This is a genomic window from Trinickia mobilis, from assembly GCF_017315705.1.
Taxonomy (GTDB): domain Bacteria; phylum Pseudomonadota; class Gammaproteobacteria; order Burkholderiales; family Burkholderiaceae; genus Trinickia_A; species Trinickia_A mobilis.
Window position 1 is genome coordinate 95,136 of sequence record NZ_JAFLRF010000018.1, and the last position, 22,307, is coordinate 117,442.

The following is a 22,307-nucleotide window of genomic DNA, read 5'->3' on the forward strand; positions in this document are numbered from 1 at the left end:
CGCCATGTCGAACCCTACCGTTCCCGATCCGCACGCCTCCGCCAGCGTCGCCGAAAGCGTCGAGCGGCGCTGGGCGACACTCGCGGTGACGCTCATCGCGACCACCATCGCGGTGGTGATCTTCACCGGCTTGCACTGGTCGATGATGCCGCCCTCGCGCGTCGAGACCATTCGCCCCGACACGCTCAACGTGTCGGGCGAATTCGTCGAGAGCAACCTCGGCAGCGCGTTGGAGCCGGACGGCTCGGTGACGGTGCGCATCGTCGCGCAGCAGTACTCGTTCACGCCCCAGTGCCTGTTGGTGCCCGCCGGCGTGCCGATCACGTTTCGCGCGACGAGCGCCGACGTCGTGCACGGATTCCTCGTCACGCACACCAATATCAATTCGATGGTCGAACCCGGCTATATCGCTACGTTCAGGACCACCTTTGCGCAGCCGGGCGATCACCTGATGCCGTGCCATGAGTATTGCGGCACGGGCCACCAGGGCATGTGGGCGCACGTGAAGGTCATCGAGCGGAACGCGTTCATGCAAATGGCGGCCACTTCGCGGAGACTCAGCTGTGTTAAATAACAAGCGACTCGTGCTCGCGCATTTCTGGCTGGCGTTCGGCGTCTTCGGCGTGGCGCTCCTGCTCGGCGCCTGGCAGATGGTTGTGCGCAGCCCCTTGCATGCGTGGCTGCAGGACCCCGAGATCTACTACCGCTCGGTGACGGAGCACGGCACCGTGATGGGGTACGTGTTCCCGACGCTCATCGCCATGGGCTTCGGCTATGCCGTTGCCGAGCTCTCGCTCAAGCGCGCGCTCGTCGGCGCGCGCTGGGCGTGGGCCGGGTTCGTGCTGGTGGCGGCGGGCGCGGCGATGGCGTCGGTCACGGTGGCGCTGGGGCTCGCCTCGGTGCTCTACACGTTCTATCCGCCGATGATCGGCAACGTGTTCTATTACCTCGGCGTGGTGCTGGTGGTGGCCGGCTCGTGGATCTGGGTGGCGCTGATGTCGGTGAATCTCGCGGCGTGGAAGCGCGGCAACCCGGGCAAGCCCGTGCCGCTGCCGATGTTCGCGAGCGTGGCGGGCGCCTACCTGTGGGGCTGGACCGCAGTGGGCGCGGCGATCGAAATCCTGTTCCAGATCCTGCCGGTCGCCTTCGGCTGGAAGACGACGATCGACGCGGGCCTCGCGCGCGTGTTCTTCTCGTGGACGCTGCACGCAATCGTCTACTTCTGGCTGATGCCGGCGTATATCGCGTACTACACGATCGTGCCGCGCGCGATCGGCGGACGGCTCTACAGCGATGCGATGGCGCGCATCTCGTTCATCCTGTTTCTCGTGGTGGCGATGCCGATCGGCATCCACCACCTGTTCGCCGATCCGCAGGTGGGCTCGGGCTTCAAGTTCGTGCAGTCGGTGTTCACGGCGCTGGTGGCGGTGCCCACGCTCTTGACGGTGTTCACGATCTGCGCGTCGGTGGAGATTGCCGCGCGCCTGCGCGGCGGCAAGGGCGCGTTCGGCTGGCTTCGCGCGCTGCCGTGGGACAACCCGCAGATGCTGGCGCTCGCGCTCTCGTTCGTGATGCTCGGCTTCGGCGGCGCGGGCGGCCTCATCAACATGAGCTACCAGCTCGACTCGACGATCCACAACACGCAGTGGATCACCGGGCACTTTCACCTGATCTACGCGGGCGCGATCGTCATCATGTACTTCGCGATCGCCTACGACTTGTGGCCGCAGATCACGGGCCGCGCGATGGCGAACTGGAAGCTGATGCGCGTGCAGCTGTGGCTGTGGTTCATCGGCATGATCGTGCTGACGTTCCCGTGGCACTGGGTCGGCATTCTGGGCATGCCGCGCCGCATGGCGTATTACGACTACACCGATCCCGAAATCGCGGCCCAGGCGATCTGGGTGGTGATGTCGGCGATCGGCGGGTTCATCCTCGTGCTCTCGGCCATCGTGTTCTTCGTGATCCTGATCCAGGGGCATCGGAGCGTTGCCGCGGCGCCCGAGGCGTACCGCTTCAGCACCGCGGTGCACGAGCCGCGCACGGTGCCGGCGGCGCTCAACAGCTTCGCGCTGTGGCTCACGCTGATGATTGCGCTGACGGTGCTCAACTACGGCTATCCCGTCGCGCAGTTGATGGCGAGGGGCAACACCGTGCCCGCAATTCCGATTGGAGCCCAGCGATGAGCGAAGAGCGCCTGTTCTCGTGGAGCAATCCCTGGTTCAGAGCGAGCGTCGGCGCCACGGCCGCGGTGTTCGTGTTCAGCGTGGCGGTGGGCTTCGTGTGGCTGCCGTCGGTGCAGCGCGATGCACCGTTCCAGGGCCTCTGGAACGCGATCTGCAGCGCGGCCGGGGTGCCGCAGCAGTGGCTCGCCAACGAAGCGCCGGTCGCGCCGCAAGTTCAATTGAGCAAGGTGGCTGTGACGCCGCAGTTGCTCGCGGGGGCGACGGCGCTTTCGATCGGACGCGGCGCGACGCTCGCGCTGCGCTGCACGATGTGCCACGGCGAGCGCGGCATGAGCGGGGCGAACTCGCCGAATCTGGCGGGCCAGTACGCGATCGTGGTCTACAAGCAATTGCAGGACTTCCAGAGCGGCGCGCGCACCAACGCGGTGATGTCGCCGATGGCGCTCAACCTGAGCGACCAGGACATGCGCGATCTGGCCGCTTACTACGCGTCGCTGCCGCGTCCGGGAGCCGCGCCGGGGCTCGATCTTGCCGATGCGCCCGCGATCGTGGTGCACGGCGCGCCGCTGCGCAATATCCCGGCGTGCGCCGCGTGCCATGGCGGGATCGACAACAAGGCGGGCAGCCCCTGGCTCGACGGCTTGCCGGCCGCTTATACGCAAGCGCAGTTGCAGGCGTTTGCGTCCGAGGCGCGGCATAACGATATCTCCGGGCAGATGCGCAACATCGCGCGCAATATGACGCCTGACGAGATGGTTGCGGCCGCAACTTATTACGCGAAGTTCACGCGCTTGGCTTCGCCGTTGTAGGAAACGGCTGACAACCCGAAGCGAGGTACTACGCGAACTTCAGCGCCGGCTGATTTAAAGGATGAGGAGATTACCCAATACTGTGCTCAAGAGAACAGACCTTCCGCGACTTCCGTTCGTCAAGACACAGCCAAACGGACCGCGATGAGGCTTACTTCTCCTGCCTGCCGCAGATCGAATTCAGCGGCGCGCCTTCTTCCTTTCTGGACCGGATTGGAGAACACAATGAGCCTCATTGCCCAGGACCTCATCGAACTTCAACGCCTTGCGCTCGGCGGCGCGGGCGCCTTGACGCTTCACCTGCTGCGCGAGCTGGCGGCGAACCTGATTGCCGCCGGCGTCGCCGATGTACGGGGTGGTTGCTGATAAAAGCGGCTCGCCGGCGCAAACGTTTGGCGAGCGTCATCGCCGGTTACGCCCAGTGAGCCGGTACCCAGACCGCGCCGACCCAGTGGCCCGGCACCCAGATCGCGGGCCGCGGTGCGACGTAGGCGACGGGCCGCGGTGCAACGTAGACGACGCGCGGCGCGACATAGACGGTCTTGGGCGGCGGCGGAGGCGGCACGTAGACGACCGGCGGCGGCACGTAGACAACCGGCGGCGGCGGGGGCGGCGGCACATAAACGGCAGGCGCGACGACGACCGGCGGCTTGGCGACGACGACCGCGGTGCCCGTGGTCGTGACAGCGCCGCCGGCGACGACCGTGGTGCCCGTCGTGACGGTCCCGCCGGTGACCACGGTTGCGCCGGTCGTCACGGTGCCGCCGTGCACGCCGGTCACAGTGCCGGTTGTCGTCACGACGCCGGAGGAGACGCGGGTGGCGGTGCCGGAGTGGGTGACGGTGCCGCCGTCCGTTCCTGTTACGGTGCCGGAACGCGAGCAGGTCGAGCCTGCGCAGTTCGTCGACGCGGCGTGGTTGACCGTGTTGCCGTTCGAGCCCGTCACCGTGCCCGACGACGAATATTGCCCCGGTGCGGTGCGCGTCACGCTGCCGTCGGTCGTGGCGGTCTTGCCGTCGGGACCGGTGAGCGTTCCGTTGTGCGAGCAGGTGCCGCCCGCGCAGTTCGTGTTGCCCGAGTGCTCGACGGAGTTGCCGTACCGTCCGGTCGCGGTGCCTGAATTCGAGAACTGGCCGGGCGCGGTGCGGGTGACGGTGCCTGTGTTGGTGGCCAGGCCGCCGTACGGGCCGGCGACACCGCCCGCATGCGAGCAGCTTCCGCCGCCGCAGGAGCCCCAGTGGGCGCCGTTGTAGGTGCCGCGCGACGTGTACGCGGTGCCATGGCCCGACCACCCCCCTGCAAACGCCGACGCGCTGCCGAGCGCGAGCACCGCGGCCGTTCCCCCGAGCACGAGGTTTCTCAGGATGGCGCGCACGCCTGGGGCGTTCGCGGCGAGAGCCGGGCAAGCGCCGGCGGACTGGATGACAAACGAGCGGATTTTCACGGGGCGTCCTTCACGGTTCGGGCCACATCGTGTACTGCGGCGTGGCGACGGATGGACTATAAAAGGACGCGCCGATTCAAGCTGTTGCAAAGTATGTCGCGGGGTGTCACTGCAGCTGCTTAAAAACCGGTGTCACCCGTCAAATTTCGATCGACACCCCGCCGCGCGGCGTCAGCCAAGCCTTTGCCCGCTTCCCGTATCGAACAGATGCACGTGCTCGCCGGGCAGGCGCAGCGTCACGCGCTGCCCGGGCTCGATCGCCGCGCGCTGGCGCGTCGTGGCGCACCACGTGCTGCCGCCGATCTTGCCGTACAAGTGGGTTTCGGCACCGGTCGGCTCGATCACTTCGACTTCCATGGAAACGCCCGCGGACGCCCGCGTTTCGATATGCTCGGGCCGGATGCCGAGCGTGATCTTCGCGCCGGGAGCGGCGGACAGATTCGTCTGCGGCAACGCGATCGCGCCGCCTTCGGCGAGCAACAGCCGCGCGCCCCGATCGTCGCGCTGCCATTCGCCGTCGACGAAATTCATCGACGGCGAACCGAGAAAGCTCGCGACAAACAGATTCGCGGGCCGGTCGTACAGTTCGAGCGGCCGGCCGATCTGTTCGATGCGCCCCGCGTTCATCACGACGATCCGGTCGGCCATCGTCATCGCTTCGATCTGGTCGTGAGTCACATAGATCACCGTGTTCTTCAAGCGCTGATGCAGCGCCTTGATTTCGGTGCGCATCTGCACGCGCAATTTCGCGTCGAGGTTCGACAACGGTTCGTCGAACAAGAACAGCGACGGCTCGCGCACCACCGCGCGCCCCATCGCGACGCGCTGCCGCTGGCCGCCCGACAGCGCGCGCGGCAAGCGGTCCAGATAGCCCGTGAGGTTCAGCATCCTGGCGGCAGCCTCGATGCGCGGCTTGAAACTCGTCGCCGGTTCCTTGCGGATGCGCGGCCCGAACGCGATGTTGTCGAAGACGGACAGATGCGGGTAGAGCGCATAGCTCTGAAACACCATCGATACGTTGCGCTGCTGCGGCGAGAGCCCGTTGGCGCGCTTGCCGCCGATGGTCAGCTCGCCGCCGGTGATCTCTTCGAGGCCGGCGACCATCCGCATCAGCGTGCTCTTGCCGCAACCCGACGGGCCGACCAGCACGACGAATTCGCCGTCGTCGATCGAAAGATCGATGCCGTGCACGACCTGGGTGTCGCCATAGCGTTTGAAGATGCCGCTCATCTGCACTGCTGCCATGCTGTCCTCGTTGTCGTCTGGCGCGTCGCCGCCGCGAAAAGCGCCGTGTTTGCAGGTTCAAAGCGATTCGAGCGTCAGTTCCTCGGCCATCAGGCGGTTGCCCGCCAAGAGCCCGCCGTCGACGGGCAGCGCGACCCCGGTGATCATGCGCGCCATCGGCGAGGCGAGAAACATCACGGCGTCGGCGATATCGTCGGGCGTGGCGAAGTCGCCGAGCGGGTACCACTTCTTCAATGTTTCGAACACCTGCGGATTCTTGTCGACGCGCGCCTGCCACGCCGGCGTCTTCACCGTGCCGGGGCAGACGATGTTCGCGCGGATGCCGTGCCGTCCCAGTTCGATCGCAAGCGCCTTCGTATAGCTGATCAAGCCCGCTTTCGCGGCGCTGTAGGCGGGGTGCCCGAGCGCCGTCATGCCGTTCACCGAGCCGATCAAGACGATCGCGCCGCGTTGCCGTTCGATCATCGAAGCGCGCACCGCTTCGACCGTGTGATACGTGCCGTTGAGATTGAGATGCACGTCGCGCTGCCAGCTTGCCGCGTCGGTGGCGGCGAGCGTGCCGCTTTGCGCACCGCCCGCGTTGGCGACCAGCACGCCGACGGGGCCTCGGACGGCAACCCCTTGCGCGACGGCTTCCTTGACCGCCGCCGCATCGCCCAAGTCCACCGCCAACGGCGTCACGCGGTCCGCGCCGAGTTCGGCGGCGAGCGCGCTCAGGGCCGCCGCTTCGATATCGAGCGCGAGCACCGTATCGCCCGCTTCGATGAAACGCCTGCACAGCGCGCTGCCGATCCCGCCGCTTGCGCCAGTCACCAGCACTACACGTTTCATGATGCCTCCCGACTCGTTCGGGCAACCAAGCCCGCACTGCACCCGTTCCTCTTTCTTAACAACATATTAGGCAAACGTCGGGCCCGCCAAAAATGTTGCAGATCCTACGTGACAAGTCCATTTTCGTAACGTACGATTTTTCGCAAATCAAATAATCAACAACCCGGCGGCCTGTCAGGCGGCGGATTCATTCAGGAGAGTCAACATGTCGTTGCAATCCCGTGTTTCCCTCGCGCTTGGCAAACATGCCGTCGCGCTGGCGTTTGCCGGCATCGCCGTGGCGGCCCAGGCCGACACGGTCCGCGTCACCGTCGCCCACTACAGCGATGCAACCGCGCCGTATTTCGAGAAGATGGCCCGCAACTTCGAGAAGGCCAACCCCGGCACGACGATCAAGATCGAAGACGTGAACTGGGACACGCTGCAACAAAAGCTGCAAACGGACATTTCCGGCGGCGCCAACGCCGATCTCGCGATCATCGGCACGCGGTGGCTGCTCGACTTCGTGAAGGACGACGTGGCCGAGCCGCTCGACGGCTACATGGACCCGAGCTTCAATAGCCGCTTCATCGGCGCGTTCCTGGCCCCGGGCCAGATCAACGGCAAGACCTATGGCCTGCCGATCGCCGCTTCCGCGCGCGCGCTCTATTACAACAAGGACTTGCTCGCGTCGGTTGGCTATCCGAACGGCCCGAAGACCTGGAACGACGTGATCGACGCGTCGAAGAAGCTGAAGGCGAAGGGCATGGCGGGCTTCGGCCTGCAGGGCAAGGAAATCGAAACGGACGTCTATTTCTATTACGCGCTGTGGACCGACGGCGGCGAAGTGATCAACAAGCAGGACAAGGCGGCGTTCAATTCGCCGGCCGGCATCAAGGCCGCGACGATGTACAAGACGATGATCGATGAAGGGCTGACGCAACCGGGCGTCACCGGCTACAGCCGCGAGGACGTGCAGAACCTCTTCAAGCAGGGCCGCGTCGCGATGATGATCTCGGCGCCGTTCCTCGCGAAGCAGATCAAGAAGGAAGCGCCGAACCTGAAGTATGGGATCGATCCGATTCCGATGGGCACCACGGCGGCCACTTATGCGGTCACCGATTCGATCATGATGTTCAAGAACTCGAAGGTGAAGCCAAGCGCGTGGAAGTTCCTCGACTATCTGTTCACGAAGGAGCCGCGCGTCGAATTCACGAGCACGGAAGGCTTCCTGCCGACCACGAAGGCCGAGGCGACCGATCCGGTGTTCAACGATCCCGACACGAAGGCCTTCATCGCACTGTTGCCGACGGCCCGCTTCGCGCCGACCGTGACCGGCTGGGAAGACACCGCGAAGGCCGTGACGGACGCAATGCAGTCGATCTACCTCGGCAAGGCGAAGCCGGCCGATGCGCTGAACACGGCAGCCGCCGAGGCCGACAAGTCGCTCGGCCATTGAAAGTGAAGGAGGGCGGCATGGCGTGAGGCCGTGCCGCCCATCCGCGCACGCAACCCATGGCCCACGTCTCCTACGATCGAACCGGTATCGGCCGCCCGGCTCGTTCGCGCTTCACTCAGCCGTGGCTGCTGATCGTGCCGAGCCTGATCCTCGCGCTTTTCATCATCAGCTACCCGATCTTCAACATCGTGTATCAGTCGCTGCACGATGTGTCGCGCTTCGGACAGATACGCGGCTTCAACGGCCTGCAGAACTTCTACGACGTTTTCAGCGATCCCGTGTTCATCGGTTCGGTCAGGCGCACGTTCGTGTGGACCGCGTGCGTCGTCGGCGGCACGGTGCTGATTTCCGTGCCGGTCGCGCTCGTGCTGCACCAGGATTTCCACGGGCGCGGCATGGCCCGCACGATCGTGATGCTGCCGTGGTCGGTGTCGCTGACGATGACGGCCGTCGTCTGGCGCTGGGCGTTCAACGACGACTACGGCATGGTCAACGTGACGCTGCAGCGGCTCGGGCTGATCGGCGGCCCGATCCACTGGCTCGCGACGCCGGAATTCGCGTTTCCGGTGGAGATCGGCATCGGCATCCTCGTTTCGGTTCCCTTTACGGTGACGATCCTGCTAGGCGGTCTGTCGTCGGTGCCGGCCGATATCTACGAAGCCGCGCGCATCGACGGCGCGAGCGCGTGGCAGCAGTTCCGCAAGCTGACGCTGCCTTTGCTCAGGCCGTTCGTCAACATGGCGATCCTGTTGAACGTCATCTACGTGTTCAATTCGTTTCCCATCATTTGGGTCATGACGCAAGGCGGCCCCGATGAGAGCACACATATTCTCGTCACCTATCTGTACGAACTTGGATTCAGGCTCGGGCGTCCGGGGCAGGCCGCCGCCGTGTCGCTGATCATGCTCGTGATGCTGTTCGTGTTCTCGATTGCGTATCTTCGGCTGCAGCCGCAGCAGGAAGGAGAAATTTCTTGAACAGCCCCCACGCTCACTATCGTTCGCTGCCCCCCGAGGGGGCTGACGCCTCTCTTGGGGCGGCCCGGCGGGAGGCGTCGTGACAGCAAAAATGAAACGCACCCTATGGTGCTGGCTTGCGTTGTCGCCGCTGATCGTGATCGTGCTGTTTCCGTTTGCGGTCATGCTGTTCACCGCGCTAAAGCCCGCGGACGAGATCTTCGTCTATCCGGCGCGCTGGCTGCCCGTGCAATGGCGGTGGCAGAACTTTGCCGACATGTGGGATGCGGCCAATTTCGGCGTCGCATTGAAGAACAGTTGCGTGGTCAGTTTCCTTTCGACGTCGCTCGCGCTCGCCGTCAGCCTGCCCGCCGCCTATGCGCTCGCGCGCTTTCCGTTCAAGGGGCGCGGCGTATACCGCCAGTTCCTGCTCGTCACGCAGATGCTCTCGCCGATTCTGCTGGTCGTCGGCCTCTTCAGGCTCGCTGCGATGATCCCCTATGGCGACGGCAATCTCGTCGACAAGAAGATCGGCGTGATCGTGTCGTACGCTGCATTCAATATCGCGTTCGCCGTGTGGATGCTGTCGTCGTATTTTCAGACCGTGCCGCGCGATCTCGAAGAATCGGCGTGGCTCGAAGGGTGCGGACGCGCGAAGGCGGTGTTCAAGGTCTTTCTGCCGCTCGCCGTGCCCGCCATCGTCGTGACCGCGATCTTCACGTTCATCAGCGCGTGGAACGAGTTCGCCGTGGTCTACACGCTGGTCCGTTCGCCCGAGAACAAGACGCTGACCGTGCAGGTGACCGATATGGTCGCCGGCAAGTACACCGTCGAATGGCAACTCGTGATGGCGGCGACGCTGTGCGCCACGCTGCCGGTTTCGGTCGTGTTCGCGTGGCTGCAGCAGTATCTGGTCAAGGGGCTCGCGCTGGGCGCGGTGAAGTAGGGCGTCCGGGCGTTTTCGGCGCGCTGGCTTCAAGCGCAATCGTCGTACTTTCGCGTGGCTATGCGGCCGCCTGCACGCAGGGCCGCTTTCAGTCTATGGCCGATGAACTCCGGCACGTCTACGATATCTGAACGATAGGCTGAACGATAAGAACACAGCTTTGCATGGGACCAGAGTAAGCGCTAAAGCGCTAACTTGGGGCACTGCGGCATGGGACCAGAGTAAGCGCTGAGGCGCTAACTCTGGTCGACAGGAGAGCGGTCATGACCACGACTGCCAGTTTTCATATCGGTTACACCCAGTATCTCGGCCCCGACGGCGAACCCGTCCAGCCGCTGCCGGCGTTTGCCCGCGATCCCGCCGCGCTCGTTGCCCTCTATCGCGCAATGGTGCTCACACGCGCGTTCGACACGAAGGCCGTTGCGCTGCAGCGTACCGGCAAGCTCGGCACGTTTGCGTCGTCGGTCGGGCAGGAGGCGATCGGCGTCGGCGTCGCGAGTGCGATGCAGCCCGGCGACGTGCTGTTTCCCTCGTATCGCGACCACGCCGCGCAATTGCTGCGCGGCGTCACGATGACCGAAAGCCTGCTCTATTGGGGCGGCGACGAGCGCGGCAGCGATTTCGGCGTGCCGCGCGACGATTTTCCGAATTGCGTGCCGATCGGCACCCAGGTGTGCCATGCGGCCGGCGCGGCATACGCGTTCATGCTGCGGCGCGAACCGCGCGTGGCGGTGGCGATTTTCGGCGACGGCGGCACGTCCAAGGGCGACTTCTACGAGGCGATGAACCTGGCGGGCGTCTGGCGCGCGCCGCTCGTCCTCGTCGTCAATAACAACCAGTGGGCGATATCGGTGCCGCGCAGCCGGCAGAGCGCAGCGCAGACGCTCGCGCAAAAAGCGATCGCCGCGGGCATCGACGGGTTGCAGGTCGACGGCAACGACGTGATCGCGGTCCACCACGTCGTGCACGCTGCGCTCGCGAAGGCGCGCCGCGGCGACGGCCCGACGCTGATCGAAGCGCTCAGCTATCGCCTGGGCGACCACACGACCGCCGACGATGCGACGCGCTATCGCGACGCCGAACTCACCAACAAGCAATGGGAATACGAGCCGCTGCTGCGTCTGCGCACTTACCTGATGCGCGCGAACGGGTGGGACAAGGCGCAGGAAGAAGCGCTTGCCAAGACGTGCCATGCCGAAGTCGAACAGGCCGTCGAGGCGTATCTGGCGATCCCGCAGCCGGACGTTTCCGCGATGTTCGATCACCTGTTTGAAACCTTGCCGGCGGCGATGCGCGAGCAAGTGGAGATGGCGCGGCATTTCGCGCCGGCTGACGGCAGAAATGGCGGAAATGGTGGAAACGGCAGCAACGGGGGCCGCCATGGCTGATCTCAACATGGTCGAAGCGCTCAATCAGGCGCTCGCCTACGAACTCGCGCACGACCCGGCCGTCGTGCTGCTCGGCGAGGACATCGGCGTCAACGGCGGCGTGTTTCGCGCGACGGCCGGTTTGCAGTCGCGCTTCGGCGCCGAGCGGGTGCTCGATACGCCGCTCGCGGAAACCGCCATCGCCGGCACGGCAATCGGCATGGCGGCGATGGGCTTGAAGCCGGTTGCGGAGATCCAGTTCAGCGGGTTCATCTATCCGGCCATCGATCACGTCCTGAATCACGCGTCGCGCCTGCGGCATCGGACGCGCGGGCGGCTCGCCTGTCCGCTCGTGATCCGCTCGCCGAGCGGCGCGGGCATCCACGCGCCGGAGCATCATTCGGAAAGCCCCGAAGCGCTGTTCACGCATATCCCCGGCTTGCGGGTCGTGACGCCTTCGTCGCCGGCGCGCGCCTACGGCCTGCTGCTGGCCGCGATCCGCGACCCCGATCCGGTGATCTTCTTCGAACCGACGCGCCTCTATCGTCTCTTCAGGCAGCCGGTCGAGGACAACGGCGAAGCGCTGCCGCTCGACAGTTGCTTCACGTTGCGCGACGGGTCCGATGTCACGCTGGTGAGCTGGGGCGGGGCGCTGCAGGACGTGCAGGCCGCAGCGGACTTGCTCGCGCAGGAAGGCGTGATGGCCGAGATCATCGACGTGGCGACGCTCAAGCCGCTCGACATGGCGACGATCCTCGCGTCGGTTGCCAAAACGGGACGCTGCGTGATCGTGCACGAAGGCTCGCGTACCGGAGGCGTCGGCGCGGAAATCGCCGCCAATGTCGCCGAGCGCGGGCTGTATACGCTGCTGGCGCCCGTACAGCGGGTCACCGGATACGATGTCGTGGTGCCCCTTTTCAGACTCGAAAGCCAATACATGCCGGGCGCGGAGCGCATCGTCGCCGCGGTCAGGCAAGCGCTGGAGGCCTAGTCCCACATGAAAATCTTCAAACTGCCCGATCTGGGCGAAGGCTTGCAGGAAGCGGAGATCGTCGAGTGGCACGTGAAGCTCGGCGACGACGTGCGCGCGGATCAGCCGCTCTTGTCGGTCGAAACGGCGAAGGCGATCGTCGAGATTCCGTCGCCGCAATCGGGCCGCGTCGCCAAGCTGTTCGGGCAGCCGGGCGACGTCGTGCATCTGGGCGCGCCGCTCGCCGCGTTCGAAGGCGAGGCCGACGACGCCGATGCGGGCACCGTGGTCGGCCACATGGCGGTCGGCCAGCAGGTCGTGCAGGACGCGCCGGCGGCGCTGGGCGGCATGGCCGCCGGCGCAGGCGCGGGCGTCGGCGCGATCAAGGCGATGCCCGCGGTGCGCGCGCTGGCGCGCAAGCTCGACGTCGATCTGTCGATGGTGACGCCGTCGGGGCCCGAGGGCGTCGTCACGGCGGCGGATGTGCAGCGCGTGGCGAAGATCCTGGCCGAACTCGGGCCGCCCGAAGTGCTGCGCGGCGTGCGGCGCGCGATGGCGCAGAACATGGCGCGCGCACAGAGCGAAGTCGCCGCGGCCACCGTCATCGACGACGCCGACATCCATGCGTGGCCGCCGCATACCGACGTGACGATCCGCCTGATTCGCGCGCTCGTGGCCGGATGCCGCGCCGAGCCGGAGCTCAACGCATGGTTCGACGGACACACGGGGCGGCGGCATGTGGTCGAGAAAATCGATCTCGGCATTGCGGTCGATCTGCCGGATGGGCTGTTCGTGCCGGTGCTGCGCAACGTCGCGCACCGGGACGCCGCGGATTTGCGCGGCGGGCTGGACCGGATGCGCGCCGATATCCGCGCGCGTAAGATTCCGCCCGAGGAGATGCGCGGCAATACGATCACGCTGTCGAACTTCGGCATGATTGCGGGGAAATACGCGGCGCCGGTGGTGGTGCCGCCCACCGTCGCCATACTCGGTGCGGGGCGCATTCACGAGCAGGTGGTCGCGGCGGATGGCGTTCCGGTCGTGCATCGGATCTTGCCGCTGAGTCTGACGTTCGACCATCGCGTCGTCACGGGAGGCGAGGCGGCGCGCTTTCTTGCCGCGACGATTGCCGACTTGCAGATGGCGCAGTAACTGCGGGCTCGATAACCGGGAAAAGGAAACGTCAGATGGGAAGTCCACAGGTCTGTGCAGGCGCCACGCTGCAGTGCTCGTTCGGCGGCGCGCCCGGGACGCTGAACGTTTTGCCCGCCAATCGCACGCTGGTCGGCGGCGTGCCGGCGGCCACGCTCCTCGATTCGATTCCGATCGTCAACATCACGCCGTTCGCGATGTGTCAGAGCCCGTCCAATCCCACGGTCATCGCCGCCACCGCCGCCGCGCTCGGGGTGTTTACGCCGATGCCGTGCGTGCCTGTCACCCCGTCGCCGTGGATTCCGGGCGGCTCGCCGACGGCGATCATCGGTCCCGCGCCGGCGCTCGATGCGCAGGCGACGCTCGTCTGCGCGTGGGGGGGCGTCATCAAGGTCGCTCAGCCGGGGCAGACCAGCACGCTGGTGCCGTGAGGCGTCAACGCGAGCTAATTAACATCGCGCCGCATTGCGTGGGCGCAGGCAAGCAAGTGTCTCTCGCGGCCTGGCGCCGCCACGATTTGCACACCCACCGGTAAGCCATCGACCATGCCCGCGGGGACCGCGAGCGCGGGCAGCCCCGTCAGGGAATAGAGTCCCTGCAGGTCCGGCGAACCCGTTCCTTGTGCAAGGGTAGGCGCAAGCCCATCGGTGGCTGGAGCGACAATGATCGAATCCCCTTCGAGAAGTTCGAGCAAAGATTGCCGGTATTGCCGGGCATGGCCGATGGCCTCTGCATATTGTGCGTCGGAAATCGTGCGCCCCCGATCGACCAGCTCGCGAAAGCGCTGGCTGAGCTGGTTTCCTGCCCGATCTCTGTCCTGGCCGTGGTTCGCGGCAATATCCCGACACAGAATGATCTCGAGCCACGCTCCGGCTTCCTTGAAATCGTGCGGCAATTCCCGTGGCGTCACGCGAGCGCGGCGCGACTCCAGGGCGGTACGCGCACGCTCGAGGGCGGTGCGGCTGGACTCCTCGATGCGCCACTGCAAGGGGCCCTCCAAGAGGAACACCTGGGGCGGAGCCTCCCATTCATCCAGGCCGCTCGGGCCAACCGCTATGCTGCCGGAAGCGCCTGAGTACCCGTCGAAGAGGACGTGGCAAGCGAGCGCAATGTCTTCAGGCGTGCGTGCCACGACGCCGACATGGTCAAGAAAGGCGGACAGCGGCATGGCCCCCGTTGTGCCGATAGCCCCATGCGTGGGTTTGAGGCCGTACACACCACAGTACGTCGCGGGCCTGACTATCGACCCTATGGTCTGCGAGCCGAGCGCAAGCGGCACCATGCTCGCGGCCACTGCGGCGGCGGAACCGCTTGACGAGCCCCCCGGCGTGCGAGACGCGTCGTGTGGATTGGTCGTTGGGCCCGGCGCTGCAATGGCGTATTCCGTCGATACCGTGGTGCCGAGAATGACGGCACCGGCAGCCCGCAAACGTGCAACGGCCGCAGCGTCGCGCTCCGGCGTCCTGGTTTTGTGAAAGGACGTGCCCCAGCAACAGCGCATCCCCTGCACGTCGAAGATCTCCTTTATCGCCACGGGAACGCCATGCAGCGCACCTCGGCGCGATCCGCGGCGGCGATCCAGCATTCGTGCCTGAGCCAGCGCCTCCTCCGGTTTCAGATCGACGAACGCCCGGACCCGCGGCTCGAGCGCAACGATACGCTCCAGGCACGCACGCACGAGTTCCTCGGAACTCAGTTCGCCCCGTTCGATGGCCGCGGCGGCCCCCGTGGCATCGAGATCAGTAAGCGTCATGGTCCGCCTCGTCCTTGCCCTTCATCTGACGATCAAGTGGACATCCTTGGGGGTGCGATCGAGTCCGTTCGTCAGCGCGACATCCATCGGGCACGCGGAAAAAATCACGATCGCGTCGAGCATCGCGCAAAGGGTCACCGAGTCTCCCGGGCGGGATACCGGCGGTTTGATGGAAAGCGACCCGTTGGGCGCGATGGCGACATGTTCGAACAGGTTCCACGGACTCGGTACGCGCGGATACCCGATGCCCAACTCGGCAAGCGCGCTGTAAAAATTCTCGCAACAACTGCCGTGCTTGCCCTTGCAGCCAAGCAACCGGTAGCGTTCCTCGTCGCATGCGGAGAGCAGCGTATCGTGCGTGCCGGGAGAGGTGTCCGCCTCCAGTTGGAGAATCGGGCGCCGCAGGTTGGTAAAGAGGTAATCGCCGGCAGAGGGTGTCAGCTTGTCCAAGCAGGACCGCGTGTGCTCCATCGACATGGCCTCGCTCGGGTCGTCCGCGTGGAGCGCCCAGGTGTCGACAACCTGCTGGCCATGGACATTGACGATTTGTACGCGCGCACCGGCTTTCAGGCGCAATGCCCTACCGCGTCGAGCTTGCAGCACAATTGGATCAGCAGCCATACGCTCTTTCCCCCAAAAAGGAAAATCGGCTAGCGCACATAGCGCTGCAGGAATTGCCTGGCACGCTCTGTTTGCGGTTCGAGGAAGAACTTCTCCGGTGCAGCGGTTTCGATAATCCGCCCCGCATCCATGAAGACGATCTCGTCGGCAGCCTCCCGGGCGAATGCCATCTCGTGCGTGACGACGATCATGGTCATGCCATCAACGGACAACTGCTTCATAACCGCAAGCACCTCGCCCACGATTTCCGGATCGAGCGCGCTCGTCGGCTCATCGAACAGAAGGACTTCCGGATTCATGGCCAAGGCCCGCGCAATCGCGACGCGTTGCTTCTGGCCACCCGAAAGCGTATGCGGGAACACATCCTTCTTGTGTGCCAGCCCGACCTTTTCGAGCAACCGCAGCGCTTGCGCCTGGCAATCCTGTTTGGACTTGCGCAGAACATGAACCGGGCTTTCCATGATGTTGCCGAGCACGGTCAGATGGGGCCAAAGATTGAAATGCTGGAACACCATGCCCATTCGCACCCGTGTCAAGGCCAGGTCCTTTTCCTTCATCGCCCTGCCGTTCGCGAATCCCACCTGGTCGCCGCGGATAAACACCTCGCCCTCATCGGGTTTCTCGAGGAAGTTGATGCATCGCAGCAGTGTCGACTTGCCGGAACCGCTGGGTCCCAGGATACATACGGTCGCACCGCTGGAGACCTTGAAACTGACATCCGACAGCACCTGGAGCGACCCGAAGTACTTGACCAGGCCACGCACTTCGACAGCCGACAAAGTGAGATCATTAATTAGCACGTCGGACCTCGGCTGCCGCTTCCACGGCTCGAATAGCGGTTTCGATGGCAAGTGTCACGATCCAGTAGAGCAGCATGGCAGCGATAAAAGACGCAAATGGCACAAAATAGGTGGCCTGCACGGAGCTGGCCGCGAACGTAAGCTCGGGTACGGTAATGATCATCAGGAAGGCCGTATCTTTCAAGATCTGCACCGCTTGATTGCCGATCACCGGAGCGGACGCAAAAAACAACTGCGGCAAAATAATGCGCCGAAACAACCTGAAGCCGGCAAAGCCATGCGCTCTACCGGCCTCGATTTGGTCGTGCGATAGATTCATCCAGGAATTCCGGACGATTTCGGCGATATAAGCGGTGTGATAGATAACGAGTGCGCTCAGACCGCTGCTCCAGCTACCGAATTCAATGCCGAACCGCGGCAGTCCATAGTAGACGAGATATGCCAGCAACAGAAACGGCACGGTGCGCATGCCATCGACAACGAGACTCACGACGATGCGCACCGGCTTGACGGGCGACAGCATCATCGCAGCGATTACGCAGCCGATTATCGATGCCATGACCAGCGTGGCACTGGCGAGCCAGAGCGTGTTGCCGAGTCCGGCAAGAAACCGGTCGTAGTGCTGGAGGACCACGAGAAAGTCGCGGTTCATTTTCCGTTTGCCTTTCTCTTGGCGTACCGCTCGGCGAAGCGCTGCGCGGCGATGAAGATTAGAACCAGGAGCATGTACAAGACAGTGGCGACGAAAAACGGCGGTAACGGGTCGTAGGTGTCGGCACCGATGCGACTCGCGGCACGCGTCAGGTCGACAATGCCGATTACGGCAATCGCAGGGCTCGCCTTGATAAGAAGGGTCATCTCGCTGACGAGCGGCGGCAAGCTCGTGCGCAAGATCTGCGGAAAGATGATGCGTCGAAAGACAAGCTGCGGCGTCATGCCGAAGGCTCGCGATGCCAGCAACTGGTCATGGGGAAAATCGACCAGTGCTGCCCGCCATATTTCACAATTGAATGCCGAAGTATTGACCAGCAGCGTAAGAATTGCCGCGGTAGCAGTGCCGATGTTGAGGCCGATCGCGGGCAAGGCAAAAAACACAAGAAGCGCAAGGGTAATGGCGGGTGTCGCCCGGATCACGCTCACATAAGCCGCGATGATGGACGACAGGATCGGGACGCGCTGCCAGCGGATGACGGCGAGCAGCAGCCCGAGCGGAATGCCGAAAGCGATGGCGGTAATGGACACCCAAGCCGTTACGACGGCTGCTTCGAGAAGACTTCGAAGTTCGAGCGGCGACATGGCAAGCGGGTGTCCTATCCTGGCAAATCGACTATGCGAGGCCTAGAAGGTCGGCTCGACGTGCTCGGGGAGATTCTTGAATTCGATTCCCAGCCACTTCTTTTGCAACTGAGCGAGTTTTCCCGAGTCGCGCTCCTTTCTTATGAATGCGTTGAGAAAGTCGAGCATCTCCTTGTTGCCTTTCCTGACCGGCCAGGCGACGAATGACGGTCCCGATACCGGTTGCTGGCCCATCTCGAAGACACCAGGTTTTTCCGCTACCACAGTGAGAAGATTGATCTGACCATTCACAACATAATCGATCCGCCCGATTGCCAGATCCTGGTACGCCTCCGGATATGACGTGTACTGAACCACCTTGCCCAATTTGCCGCCGGTCTTTTCCAGCATCGCTTCAAGTTCAGGCAAGCGGGCGAGCAGCACGCTGCCGGACTGGACACCCACGGTTTTCCCGGAGAGATCCTTGATGCTCTTGATGCTGTTGTCGGACTTGCGCTTCAGGTAGTAGGACGTGTTTTCGGCGATAGGTATGGCGAAGTCGAACGCCTTGGTCCGCTCCTTGTTGATGAGCGCACCGGTGATCGCGCCATCGTATTTCCCGGTGCTGACACCGCCAAGCAGTCCCGTCCAGGGCAGAATTTCGTGCTGCAACGGGAATTTCGATTGCGACTTCAAAATGTCGAACAATTCATTGTCAAGGCCGACCGGCTTGCCGTCCTGAACAAACTCGAATGGCTTATAGTCGTCCTCGGTGGCAATCACCACCGGCTGCCCGGTTCTTATTTTTTCCTGCAAGCTTTGCGCCTGCACTGTCGGAATAGCGACAACACTCGAGGTCAATATCATTGCCCCGAGAACCAGAGATTTCGTTCTGTGCACCGTGTTGCGAGAAAAGACTTTCACAGTTTTCTCCTTGTCGCGGTTTGGAACCTTCACATACGGTTAATTCGTGTTTTCAAGAACGAGGATCTGGATTGCAGTCGGGCAATAAGCATTCGCAGGGCTGTACACCCGCGGGCAGTTCGAGAGAACCGCAAGCACGTCCATTTCGGCTTCAAGCTCGATGTAGCCACCCGGCTTTGAAAGTCCGTCCGCGATCGCCATGTTCCCGTCGGGAACGATCGGCACATACATATAAAAAAAGTTCAGGTCATGTCGTGGCGACCACATGTATCCTTGATCACCGAAAACAACACGTTTCCCATGCCGGAATAAAGCCTGGTTCCCTTGCCGATAAACAGCGAGAGGGTGCCAAGCTTCGAGTCTTCTTGACGCTAGTGGAATCAGCGAGCGTGCTCAGCGATTCCATTCATTGACTTCCCCGGTCGCCCCATAGGGATGAAGCGCCCATCGACGGCTGATATGGCGCAAATATAGGCAAGATTTCCCGCATCGAAGTCCCGTTTTTTAATGTTTTCGTCTTCCTAGTGGAAATTGCTGAGGCCGGACTGACCGACTGAAAGCCTGTGGGCCTGAGCGCCACCGGACGTAGGGTTGGCTCTCGATGTTGCACATGCGGGAACACCGCGATCGAACGTTCACGAGGATATCGTCGTGAACGTTCGATCGCGGTGTTCCCATTCTCTCGTGCGCGCCAGGGCATACGGTTCAGACGCGAACCCCTAGCATGCCCGCCACGACGATTGCAGCCCAAACCGAGCAAGCGCCAATCAGGAGCCAACACATGCGGTTTGCTCTTTGGATACTTACGCCGTGAGCCAGCATGACGGTCCGCAGACCGCACGCAATATGACAAAGGACGAGCAATGCGCCGAGCGAATAGTGAGGGATCAGGCGCACGTTCCAAGCGTCGCCTATCAGTCCGGTCGGGGCCCCTGTTGCCCACGCGTAGTCGGTATCTGTCCCGAAGTAACGCGCGAGAACGAATACAGCATTGATATGCGAGGCGATGAAAATGACAAGATACGCGCCGGATGCAGTCTGGAGCGATCCGAGTATGTCCTGCTTAAGGCTCAACTTCGGCATCAACAGCACGAGGCCGCTTACGATTTGAAAGAAAAAAAGTCCGATCAAAATGGGCTCGAGCCATCCCGCCCGATAGACATGACGGAGCACATGCATGACGGCCTTATGCACATCGGTGCCGAAAATGCCGACTGCGTGATTGCCTAGATGAGGAAATAGAAAGACCGCGATGATGGCGACCGATGCCGCGCCATGGAGCACGCGCACCGGCCCCGTGTTCAGGTTCGACCGCGAACGGGTGGCATCGCTTCGCTCAGTGGAGAGCGCCAATAGGCTTCCGACAATCACGGCCGCCCACAACCCGAGCCACACTTTCCCGTCTGCCCCGTTTATCTTCATCAAATAAAGGAGGACCCCCAGGATGACAAACAGCGGTGGTGAGGCAAACGTAAAGTGCGCAAGACGTCGCAAGATGACGGCTTGTCCGCCGCCCGCATCGAGCCGGGCGAGTGACAGCAGGCTGAAGAACGCGCTCGCAGGAACCGCGAATACCAATGCAATAGCGAACAGCGCGCCAACCGCGTGGTGGCTGCCGGCCTCCTCGTAGAACCGGGCGAGATACCATGGATAGCCTAGCGCCAGCACGGTCGGTGCGAAGTGCCAATAGAGCGACAAGGTTCGATCAGCTTGAGCAACCGTAGAATTCATAGTCGTGGTTCCGAATATTTCAACCGCTCACGGGCGCGAAGACATGCCGCGAAAAGGGCACGAGTCACGAGTCTATGATCCGGCCATCCGGAACGTGGGCCGAAATTGCCCGCATGAATTGGGCCGTGAAGGATCATTGCCTCCGGCAAAACAAATTTCGCGCGGGAAGGCGCGTATCAGGGAGGGAGGCCGCGTGGGCGACCTTTTGATTCGACTGGACGGAATGGGTCCGATCCAGCAGCAAGTGTACGAAGGCATTTACACGGCCTTGGGAGACGGTCGCCTGGAACCGGGGCAACGCTTGCCGGCGTCCCGAACATGGGCGCTCCAACTTGGGGTGTCGCGCAATACGATAAGAGACGCCACGGCTGCGTTGATCGCGGAGGGCTGGCTCGAGGCTCGTGTCGGTTCCGGCTTATACGTGCGCGCGATACCGCCACAGAACAGCTCGCCGACTACGAGCTCCGCGACCCAGGTACGTCTATCCGAATGGTCGGAGCGTCTCCCCCTTAAGACATTCGTGCTGCCCGACAAGGACGTGGACGTAGACTTTCGTCCGGGCGCCGTTTCCAGGGATGCCGAACAGATATTTCGGCGCAAGCGCTTAGCCCGTTGGCCGTCCGACATGGAGCCGGGACCGCTTTCTGAATATAGCCAGCCGGATGGAGACGCTCGGCTGCGCGAGCGGATTGCCGCCTACCTGCGGCAATCGCGATCCGTTCGTTGTACGGGGGCGGATATCGTCATTACCACCGGCACTCACCAGTCACTGGATCTTCTGTCGCGACTATTGCTGGGCCCGGGGACGTCGTTTGCCGTGGAGGATCCGGGCTTTCCCGTCGTCGCCGAGATCGCGCGGCTGTCCGGCTCCGAACCGTTTCGACTTCAGGTCGACGAACAAGGGGTCAAGGTGGAGGACATTCCAGAGGGAATTGCCGGCCTGTACTGTACGCCCAATCACCAGTTTCCATTAGGCGTTACGCTCTCTCCGGAGCGACGGAAAGCGCTGCTCGCGCGTGCGGCGAAAGATGATTTCGTTATTCTCGAAGATGACTACGACTGCGAGTTTTACTACGGTACTATGCCGTCCCCATGTCTGCAGTCAGCCGATAGGGAACAACGGGTGATTTACCTCGGCTCGTTGTCGAAGACTTTGGCGCCGGGTTTCCGGCTAGGCTTCATCGTCTCGCCTCCCTGGCTGCTCGACAGGCTTAGAAGGGCAAAATGGATAGTGGACCGGCAAACGTCCACGCATGTTCAAAATACCTTGCTGCAGTTCATGGTAAGCGGCGATTTCGCTTCCCACCTGAACGGCATGCGTATGGAGTACAAGAGGCGGCGCGCGACCCTGCTTGAAACAATCCGCACCCGCCTCTCCACGTGGCTGACTCCCTTGGAATCCACGTGCGGCCTGCACATTTCCACGCGAGTAAAAGCCGGCTACGACATCGACGCGCTGTGTCGTATAGCGGACGAGGAGGGCGTCGGCATATACAAGGGCGACATATTTTCAAGCGCGGGACGTGCGTCCGACATACTGGTGTTCGGCTTTGGCGGAACGCCGGTACAACACATCACGAAGGGTATCAGTCTGCTCGCCTCGGGCTGGCAGAGCGAAGATCAATCGCTGCGCTCGCGCACAGAGTGAACGCGCGTCTTCGGAGTTTGGATGGTCAGAGGAATTCACGCTCGCTAACGTGTCGTCGATGTTCTTGAAACGTCGTTTACCCCTGAACAAATAGGCAAACGGAGTGGCACTCGGTAGAGGGCTGAAAGAGACCGCGGCGAATCTGATCGACGTGGAGAGCGGTCTCGGGGCATCGGGCCTAAAATTAAAAATAGCTCCGGTCGCTTTGCGT

24 protein-coding genes are annotated in these 22,307 nt (G+C 63.2%); 12 read left to right on the forward strand and 12 right to left on the reverse strand.

The annotated features are described in order from the left end of the window. Positions 1 to 4 precede the first annotated feature (4 nt). The 4 genes from J3489_RS22855 (at position 5) to J3489_RS22870 (ending at position 3,361) form a co-directional block, all read left to right on the forward strand. A complete protein-coding gene (locus J3489_RS22855; protein ID WP_207001899.1) occupies positions 5 to 574 on the forward strand; it encodes a cupredoxin domain-containing protein in 570 nt (189 codons plus the stop codon). Further along, on the forward strand, positions 564 to 2,186 hold the full coding sequence (locus J3489_RS22860; RefSeq protein WP_207001901.1) for a b(o/a)3-type cytochrome-c oxidase subunit 1: 1,623 nt from the start codon (positions 564 to 566) through the stop codon (positions 2,184 to 2,186). Before J3489_RS22855 ends, J3489_RS22860 begins: the two co-directional genes overlap by 11 nt. Beyond that, a complete protein-coding gene (locus tag J3489_RS22865) occupies positions 2,183 to 2,995 on the forward strand; it encodes a c-type cytochrome (RefSeq protein WP_207001903.1) in 813 nt (270 codons plus the stop codon). Before J3489_RS22860 ends, J3489_RS22865 begins: the two co-directional genes overlap by 4 nt. 225 nt (positions 2,996 to 3,220) lie before the next feature. Beyond that, positions 3,221 to 3,361, forward strand: coding sequence for a hypothetical protein (locus J3489_RS22870; protein ID WP_207001905.1), 141 nt, complete (start codon positions 3,221 to 3,223; stop codon positions 3,359 to 3,361). A gap of 46 nt (positions 3,362 to 3,407) precedes the next feature. On the opposite strand, the gene J3489_RS22875 is transcribed toward J3489_RS22870, so the two are convergent. The 3 genes from J3489_RS22875 to J3489_RS22885 form a co-directional block, all read right to left on the reverse strand. Continuing rightward, positions 3,408 to 4,439, reverse strand: coding sequence for a hypothetical protein (locus tag J3489_RS22875; RefSeq protein WP_207001907.1), 1,032 nt, complete (start codon positions 4,437 to 4,439; stop codon positions 3,408 to 3,410). A gap of 171 nt (positions 4,440 to 4,610) precedes the next feature. Then, a complete protein-coding gene (locus tag J3489_RS22880; protein WP_207001908.1) occupies positions 4,611 to 5,684 on the reverse strand; it encodes an ABC transporter ATP-binding protein in 1,074 nt (357 codons plus the stop codon). Between the two features lie 57 nt (positions 5,685 to 5,741). Continuing rightward, complete coding sequence (locus J3489_RS22885) at positions 5,742 to 6,515, reverse strand: SDR family oxidoreductase (RefSeq protein WP_207001910.1); 774 nt, start codon at positions 6,513 to 6,515, stop codon at positions 5,742 to 5,744. A 205-nt stretch (positions 6,516 to 6,720) separates the two neighbouring features. On the opposite strand from J3489_RS22885, the gene J3489_RS22890 reads away from it, so the two are divergent. The 7 genes from J3489_RS22890 (at position 6,721) to J3489_RS22920 (ending at position 13,775) form a co-directional block, all read left to right on the forward strand. Next, positions 6,721 to 7,953, forward strand: a complete 1,233-nt coding sequence (locus J3489_RS22890) for an ABC transporter substrate-binding protein (protein WP_207001913.1) — start codon at positions 6,721 to 6,723, stop codon at positions 7,951 to 7,953. 56 nt (positions 7,954 to 8,009) lie between these two features. After that, positions 8,010 to 8,930, forward strand: coding sequence for a carbohydrate ABC transporter permease (locus J3489_RS22895; RefSeq protein ID WP_242540220.1), 921 nt, complete (start codon positions 8,010 to 8,012; stop codon positions 8,928 to 8,930). A 91-nt stretch (positions 8,931 to 9,021) separates the two neighbouring features. Beyond that, positions 9,022 to 9,855: a carbohydrate ABC transporter permease gene (locus J3489_RS22900; protein WP_207001914.1), complete on the forward strand. Its 834-nt coding sequence runs from the start codon at positions 9,022 to 9,024 to the stop codon at positions 9,853 to 9,855. Between the two features lie 263 nt (positions 9,856 to 10,118). Next, positions 10,119 to 11,243, forward strand: coding sequence for a pyruvate dehydrogenase (acetyl-transferring) E1 component subunit alpha (pdhA, locus tag J3489_RS22905; RefSeq protein WP_207001916.1), 1,125 nt, complete (start codon positions 10,119 to 10,121; stop codon positions 11,241 to 11,243). Continuing rightward, positions 11,236 to 12,213 (forward strand): alpha-ketoacid dehydrogenase subunit beta, encoded by a 978-nt coding sequence (locus J3489_RS22910; protein ID WP_207001918.1) that lies wholly within the window; start codon positions 11,236 to 11,238, stop codon positions 12,211 to 12,213. The genes pdhA and J3489_RS22910 overlap by 8 nt, the downstream gene beginning before the upstream one ends. Positions 12,214 to 12,219: 6 nt before the next feature. Then, complete coding sequence (locus J3489_RS22915; RefSeq protein WP_207001920.1) at positions 12,220 to 13,344, forward strand: dihydrolipoamide acetyltransferase family protein; 1,125 nt, start codon at positions 12,220 to 12,222, stop codon at positions 13,342 to 13,344. A gap of 35 nt (positions 13,345 to 13,379) precedes the next feature. Then, positions 13,380 to 13,775 (forward strand): DUF4280 domain-containing protein, encoded by a 396-nt coding sequence (locus J3489_RS22920; protein ID WP_207001921.1) that lies wholly within the window; start codon positions 13,380 to 13,382, stop codon positions 13,773 to 13,775. Positions 13,776 to 13,789: 14 nt separating this feature from the next. On the opposite strand, the gene J3489_RS22925 is transcribed toward J3489_RS22920, so the two are convergent. The 9 genes from J3489_RS22925 to J3489_RS22965 all read right to left on the reverse strand — a co-directional run bounded on the left by J3489_RS22925 (position 13,790) and on the right by J3489_RS22965 (position 20,448). Continuing rightward, positions 13,790 to 15,097, reverse strand: a complete 1,308-nt coding sequence (locus J3489_RS22925; protein ID WP_207001923.1) for an amidase — start codon at positions 15,095 to 15,097, stop codon at positions 13,790 to 13,792. 21 nt (positions 15,098 to 15,118) lie between these two features. Continuing rightward, complete coding sequence (locus J3489_RS22930; protein WP_207001925.1) at positions 15,119 to 15,718, reverse strand: DUF1989 domain-containing protein; 600 nt, start codon at positions 15,716 to 15,718, stop codon at positions 15,119 to 15,121. 29 nt (positions 15,719 to 15,747) lie between these two features. Beyond that, positions 15,748 to 16,497 carry an amino acid ABC transporter ATP-binding protein gene (locus tag J3489_RS22935; RefSeq protein WP_207001927.1) on the reverse strand — a complete coding sequence of 250 codons (750 nt, stop codon included), beginning with the start codon at positions 16,495 to 16,497 and terminating at the stop codon, positions 15,748 to 15,750. A 10-nt stretch (positions 16,498 to 16,507) separates the two neighbouring features. Further along, positions 16,508 to 17,170, reverse strand: a complete 663-nt coding sequence (locus tag J3489_RS22940; protein ID WP_207001929.1) for an amino acid ABC transporter permease — start codon at positions 17,168 to 17,170, stop codon at positions 16,508 to 16,510. Next, positions 17,167 to 17,814: an amino acid ABC transporter permease gene (locus tag J3489_RS22945; RefSeq protein WP_207001931.1), complete on the reverse strand. Its 648-nt coding sequence runs from the start codon at positions 17,812 to 17,814 to the stop codon at positions 17,167 to 17,169. Before J3489_RS22945 ends, J3489_RS22940 begins: the two co-directional genes overlap by 4 nt. Before the next feature lie 42 nt (positions 17,815 to 17,856). After that, positions 17,857 to 18,717: a transporter substrate-binding domain-containing protein gene (locus J3489_RS22950; RefSeq protein WP_207001933.1), complete on the reverse strand. Its 861-nt coding sequence runs from the start codon at positions 18,715 to 18,717 to the stop codon at positions 17,857 to 17,859. A gap of 39 nt (positions 18,718 to 18,756) precedes the next feature. Then, positions 18,757 to 18,984, reverse strand: a complete 228-nt coding sequence (locus J3489_RS22955; protein ID WP_207001935.1) for a DUF1989 domain-containing protein — start codon at positions 18,982 to 18,984, stop codon at positions 18,757 to 18,759. After that, the gene (locus J3489_RS38925) at positions 18,960 to 19,019 is read right to left on the reverse strand and encodes a hypothetical protein (RefSeq protein WP_374193479.1); all 60 of its coding nucleotides are present in this window, start codon (positions 19,017 to 19,019) and stop codon (positions 18,960 to 18,962) included. The genes J3489_RS22955 and J3489_RS38925 overlap by 25 nt, the downstream gene beginning before the upstream one ends. Positions 19,020 to 19,422: 403 nt before the next feature. Continuing rightward, positions 19,423 to 20,448, reverse strand: coding sequence for a hypothetical protein (locus tag J3489_RS22965; protein ID WP_207001937.1), 1,026 nt, complete (start codon positions 20,446 to 20,448; stop codon positions 19,423 to 19,425). Between the two features lie 223 nt (positions 20,449 to 20,671). Between J3489_RS22965 and pdxR the strand changes: the two genes are divergently transcribed. Next, positions 20,672 to 22,096 (forward strand): MocR-like pyridoxine biosynthesis transcription factor PdxR, encoded by a 1,425-nt coding sequence (pdxR, locus tag J3489_RS22970; protein ID WP_445267841.1) that lies wholly within the window; start codon positions 20,672 to 20,674, stop codon positions 22,094 to 22,096. The last annotated feature ends 211 nt before the right edge of the window (positions 22,097 to 22,307 follow it).

Bases quoted from the DNA above. Each gene is read 5' to 3' on its own strand.
- J3489_RS22930 (WP_207001925.1), bottom strand. From the start codon at position 15,718: ATGGCTGCTGATCCAATTGTGCTGCAAGCTCGACGCGGTAGGGCATTG.
- J3489_RS22895 (WP_242540220.1), top strand. From the start codon at position 8,010: ATGGCCCACGTCTCCTACGATCGAACCGGTATCGGCCGCCCGGCTCGT.
- pdhA (WP_207001916.1), top strand. From the start codon at position 10,119: ATGACCACGACTGCCAGTTTTCATATCGGTTACACCCAGTATCTCGGC.
- J3489_RS22870 (WP_207001905.1), top strand. From the start codon at position 3,221: ATGAGCCTCATTGCCCAGGACCTCATCGAACTTCAACGCCTTGCGCTC.
- J3489_RS22915 (WP_207001920.1), top strand. From the start codon at position 12,220: ATGAAAATCTTCAAACTGCCCGATCTGGGCGAAGGCTTGCAGGAAGCG.
- J3489_RS22910 (WP_207001918.1), top strand. From the start codon at position 11,236: ATGGCTGATCTCAACATGGTCGAAGCGCTCAATCAGGCGCTCGCCTAC.
- J3489_RS22965 (WP_207001937.1), bottom strand. From the start codon at position 20,448: ATGAATTCTACGGTTGCTCAAGCTGATCGAACCTTGTCGCTCTATTGG.
- pdxR (WP_445267841.1), top strand. From the start codon at position 20,672: ATGGGTCCGATCCAGCAGCAAGTGTACGAAGGCATTTACACGGCCTTG.
- J3489_RS22900 (WP_207001914.1), top strand. From the start codon at position 9,022: ATGAAACGCACCCTATGGTGCTGGCTTGCGTTGTCGCCGCTGATCGTG.
- J3489_RS22940 (WP_207001929.1), bottom strand. From the start codon at position 17,170: ATGAACCGCGACTTTCTCGTGGTCCTCCAGCACTACGACCGGTTTCTT.
- J3489_RS22890 (WP_207001913.1), top strand. From the start codon at position 6,721: ATGTCGTTGCAATCCCGTGTTTCCCTCGCGCTTGGCAAACATGCCGTC.
- J3489_RS22955 (WP_207001935.1), bottom strand. From the start codon at position 18,984: ATGTGGTCGCCACGACATGACCTGAACTTTTTTTATATGTATGTGCCG.
- J3489_RS22880 (WP_207001908.1), bottom strand. From the start codon at position 5,684: ATGGCAGCAGTGCAGATGAGCGGCATCTTCAAACGCTATGGCGACACC.
- J3489_RS22855 (WP_207001899.1), top strand. From the start codon at position 5: ATGTCGAACCCTACCGTTCCCGATCCGCACGCCTCCGCCAGCGTCGCC.
- J3489_RS22945 (WP_207001931.1), bottom strand. From the start codon at position 17,814: ATGTCGCCGCTCGAACTTCGAAGTCTTCTCGAAGCAGCCGTCGTAACG.
- J3489_RS22925 (WP_207001923.1), bottom strand. From the start codon at position 15,097: ATGACGCTTACTGATCTCGATGCCACGGGGGCCGCCGCGGCCATCGAA.
- J3489_RS22885 (WP_207001910.1), bottom strand. From the start codon at position 6,515: ATGAAACGTGTAGTGCTGGTGACTGGCGCAAGCGGCGGGATCGGCAGC.
- J3489_RS22920 (WP_207001921.1), top strand. From the start codon at position 13,380: ATGGGAAGTCCACAGGTCTGTGCAGGCGCCACGCTGCAGTGCTCGTTC.
- J3489_RS22865 (WP_207001903.1), top strand. From the start codon at position 2,183: ATGAGCGAAGAGCGCCTGTTCTCGTGGAGCAATCCCTGGTTCAGAGCG.